The sequence below is a fragment of the Pontibacter sp. HJ8 genome (assembly GCF_054824225.1).
On sequence record NZ_JSYF01000638.1, the window covers coordinates 1 to 1,470 of the forward strand.

The 1,470-nt window shown below is 50.9% G+C and carries 1 protein-coding gene; it reads right to left on the reverse strand.

Translation table 11 applies throughout. The features are described from left to right. Positions 1-305 precede the first annotated feature (305 nt). On the reverse strand, positions 306-1,470 hold a 1,165-nt coding region (locus OB13_RS20480), incomplete at its 5' end, for a lipopolysaccharide biosynthesis protein (protein WP_461492043.1).

Here is a 1,470-nt window from a genome sequence, read left to right on the forward strand (position 1 = left end):
TATACCTGTTTTTCTTGTCATTTCGACCAATGGGAGAAATCTGGAGGATTAGAGGGCCATGGAAGCTTCCAGATTTCTCGTTGTACTCGAAATGACAGTTTGAAGTTGAAAAGTCCCCCTTTGAAGGGGGTAGGGGGATGACAAGCGTTCCCGATTCCCCTCCTCGGAGGGGCCAGGGGTGGGTTTACATGCCACAGGTATACTTTCTCAATCGCTACAGCGCTTATACCCTTTCCAGCAGTAGTAGCCAAGCTCCCCTCCTTACACAAGTAGGGGCAGGGATGGTTGGATCCGGTAGAGCTAACTTATTGGTTGGTAACCTTCCGTAGCATGTTGAGCAACCACTGGTTCATGTCCGGGTATACCCGCAGGCCCAGCAGGAGGCCCATGTAGATGCCCGTGATCAGGATCGAGCGTAACAGGATATCCAGGTATAGGTTGTTCAGCGAAGGGAGCAGGTAGGATGCACCCAGGGCGATCGCTGCGATGACGGTGACGGCAACAGAACTCCAGGCAAATGGCTGCATTTTATAGATACCCTGCACAAAGAACAGGCGCAGCAGGTTGATCGTCACATACGAGAGCATGGAGGCGAAGGCGGCACCGTTTATGCCATAGATCGGTATAAAGACATAGTTTGTCCAGATGGTAAGGCCCGCCAGCACCACATTGAAGAGCAGGTCCCAGCGGTACTTTTCGGACGTGGCCAGGATGATGCCGTTTATACCTGTGGCCAGATCGATGATACGGGCCATCGACAGGAAAAGCACCACGTATTTCCCGGCCCGATACGTTTCCGGCATAAAAGAGAACAGGTTGTCAATGTTGGCCCAGATGCCGATGAAGAGCAGCAGCCCGATGATCAGGTTAATCAGCGTGATCTGTTTGTAGAGTTTCGCCATACCTGTCATGTCCTTCTCTTTCCAATACTCGGCTACCTGCGGAAAAGCAATCTTGAAAATAGAGCGTGCCGGCACCATGATCGCACTCGTAATGAAAAAAGCCGTGGTATAGACGCCATTATCCCCTAAACTATAAGAGCTGATCATGATTTGGTCTACCGTTGTGATGATAGTAACCGAGATATTGCCCATAAAGGTGAATAAGCCATAATACAGGATTTCCCGGAACGGAATGATGCTGAGCGCAGCCAGGGATGGGCGCAGGAACAACTGCTTGAGCCACAGCGCATAGACCACCAGCGACAGGGTGATCACGGAATTGATGACGATGTAGAGCAGCACAAACTCCCGGAAAACGATCAGGTCAAAGGCGTACAAGCCAATGAGTAGCGTCGTGAGGATACGCAGCAGAAAGTCCTGCGCGAAAGACGAGATGATCGTTTTGAAGAGGGAGCGGAGGTAGGCCGTCAGCAGGTTGAACAGCAGGGTAAAGAAAGCAAGCGGAATGATGTAATAATAGTAATCGAGCAGTAACGGGGAGTTCTTTACGTAATAGTCGACCACGACC